The 2,597-nt window shown below is 59.8% G+C and carries 4 protein-coding genes; all 4 read right to left on the reverse strand.

Annotated elements, in window-relative coordinates:
* Positions 1 to 74: 74 nt before the first annotated feature.
* On the reverse strand, positions 75 to 866 hold the full coding sequence (locus HX807_RS31465) for an ABC transporter ATP-binding protein (protein ID WP_003220035.1): 792 nt from the start codon (positions 864 to 866) through the stop codon (positions 75 to 77).
* 17 nt (positions 867 to 883) lie between these two features.
* Positions 884 to 1,621 carry an ABC transporter permease gene (locus tag HX807_RS31470; protein ID WP_177052210.1) on the reverse strand — a complete coding sequence of 246 codons (738 nt, stop codon included), beginning with the start codon at positions 1,619 to 1,621 and terminating at the stop codon, positions 884 to 886.
* Between the two features lie 16 nt (positions 1,622 to 1,637).
* Entirely contained in the window at positions 1,638 to 2,360 is a 723-nt protein-coding gene (locus tag HX807_RS31475) for an ABC transporter permease (protein WP_003220032.1), read from the reverse strand.
* A gap of 100 nt (positions 2,361 to 2,460) precedes the next feature.
* Positions 2,461 to 2,597 (reverse strand): hypothetical protein (locus HX807_RS31480; RefSeq protein WP_177010130.1); only part of this gene is annotated, 137 nt, incomplete at its 5' end.

The following is a 2,597-nucleotide window of genomic DNA, read 5'->3' on the forward strand; positions in this document are numbered from 1 at the left end:
CTGTAAGAGCGAAACCATAAGCGGCCGTTACCGCAGCAACGGATATATACCCAAACCCAACCAACACCCAACCACTACTCCGCACTACGCTGCGTATGACTCGATACAAACTGCCGAAACCGCTCCGTCGGCAACCCCTCAAACAACTCCGCCGGCGTGCCCTGGGCATCAATCAACCCATTGGCCATAAACACCACCCGATTGGACACATGCCGCGCAAACCCCATCTCATGGGTCACCACCAACATGGTCCGCCCTTCCTCGGCCAGCGACCGCATCACCCGCAACACCTCCCCCACCAACTCCGGGTCCAGCGCCGACGTCGGCTCATCAAACAACATTACTTGCGGGTTCATCGCCAACGCCCGGGCAATCGCCACCCGCTGCTGCTGCCCACCCGACAAATGCGCCGGGTAATAATCACGGCGATCATAAAGCCCCACCTTGTGCAGCAGTTGCTCAGCTTCCTCCACACACTCGGCCTTCGAACGCTTGAGCACCCGCATCGGCCCCTCGATGACATTTTGCAAAACCGTCATATGCGACCACAGGTTAAAACTCTGGAACACCATGCCCAGCTTGCTGCGCATGGTCTCCACCTGCCGCGTGCTGCCAGGCAACAACCGACCGTTGCGCTGGCGCTTGAGCTCGATGGTTTCGCCGTCGAGCACAATACTGCCCTCGTCCGGGGTTTCCAGCAGGTTGATACAACGCAGGAAAGTGCTCTTGCCCGAACCGCTGGCACCGAGGATGGAAATCACGTCACCTTTGTGAGCCTCCAACGAGATCCCCTTGAGAACCTGTGCCGAACCGAAAGCCTTGTGAATGTTGTTAACCGTAAGGGCGCTCTGAATCTGAGTACTCATGACAAGCTCCGCTGCAATCAGGAATGAGAAATAGGTTCGGGGGTTTGCTTGACCGGCACGTCTTTCGGCCGCTCAAGCAGGTGGGGCGACAGACGATGTTCAATCCAGGCCACCACACGCACCACCAGGAAATTCAGGATCAGATAGATCAACGCCGCACAAATGAACACTTCCATGGTGCGGTAGGTACGCTGGATGATTTGTTGCGCCACGCCGGTGACGTCCCACACGGTGACCAGGCTGGCCAGCGCGGTGGACTTGACCAGCAAAATGGCCTCGGTGGAATAGGCCGGAAGCGCCTGGCGCAAGGTGACCGGGCCGATCACTCGCCACAGCAGGGTCCAACGCCCCATGCCTACCGCCTGCCCCGCTTCGATCTGCCCTTGAGGCACGCTCAGCAGGCCACCGCGAATGATTTCAGCGGTGTAGCCGGCGGTGCACAGCGCCAGGGAGACCACGGCGCAGCCATAAGGCGACCTCAACACCACCCACAGGAAGCTGTCGCGAATCGCCGGGAACTGCCCCAGGCCGTAATAGATCAGGAACATCTGGATCATCAGCGGCGTGCCGCGAAACAGCATGATGTAGAAACGCGCCGGGTAGCTGAGGAATGGCCAGCGGCTGACGCGCATGGACACCACGCCCAGCGACAGCAGCAACCCCAGGGTCAGGGACGAAAAAAACAAGGCCAGGGTGATGGGCAAGGCACCCAGCAACTTGAGCATGGTGTCGGCAAGAAAGGCGAAATCGATCATGGCAAACGGTCCCTTCTCACGACTGTGCAGGATTGCGCCGCTGCGTACGCTGTACGCGCGCTTCGGCAATATTGAAAAGACGGCCCGAAAGCCCGGTCAGAATCAGGTAGCACACGCCGCCGACGATGTAGAACGTGAAGTACTGGCGCGTGGAACCCGCCGCCACCTGGCTGGCGCGCATCAGTTCCACCAGGCCAATCACCGAAATCAGCGCGGAGTCTTTCAGGCTCATTTGCCAGACGTTGCCCAGGCCCGGCAGCGCGTACCGCCAGATCTGCGGGATCAGCACCCGGCGAATCCGCGTTGCGCGGTTCATGCCGATCGCCAGTGCTGCCTCAAGCTCACCCTTGGCCACCGCGATAAAGGCACCGCGATAGACCTCAGCCTGATACGACGCCGAGATCAATCCGACGGCGATGGCCCCCACCATGAACGGCGGGACATCGACATAGCCTTCACCGCCAAACCAGTGATTGACGGCCGTCACCACACTGGCACCGCCGAAATAGAACAGGTAGATCACCAACAGCTCCGGAATCCCCCGGAACAGGATGGAATAGGCATCCCCCAGGTATCGCAAGGCACGCTTTTTGGAAAGCTTGGCCATGGCCACCAGGCTGCCGACCAGCGCACCGACCACCAGCGCCGCAAGGGTCAACAACACGGTCATGAGGGCGGCCTTGAGCAAGGCCATCCCCCAACCCGTGTCGCCAAAACTGAGCATCTGCATGAGACTCATCAAGTCACTCCTACCGAAAACACATAAAGCACCGGAACCTTGAAATCCGTCTCAACCTGCCCGACGTCCATGAAGCAAAGGGTGCAACTGCCTGCCTGGTTTACTTGACCATCGGCAGGTTCAAACCCTGCTCCTTGGCGCAATCAATCGCGATCTGGTAGCCCGCATCCGCATGACGCATCACGCCGGTCGCCGGGTCGTTGTGCAGCACGCGAGCGATACGCTCGGCGGCTTCGT

Origin of the sequence: Pseudomonas sp. D8002 (assembly GCF_013385695.1) — a bacterium.
GTDB lineage: Bacteria > Pseudomonadota > Gammaproteobacteria > Pseudomonadales > Pseudomonadaceae > Aquipseudomonas.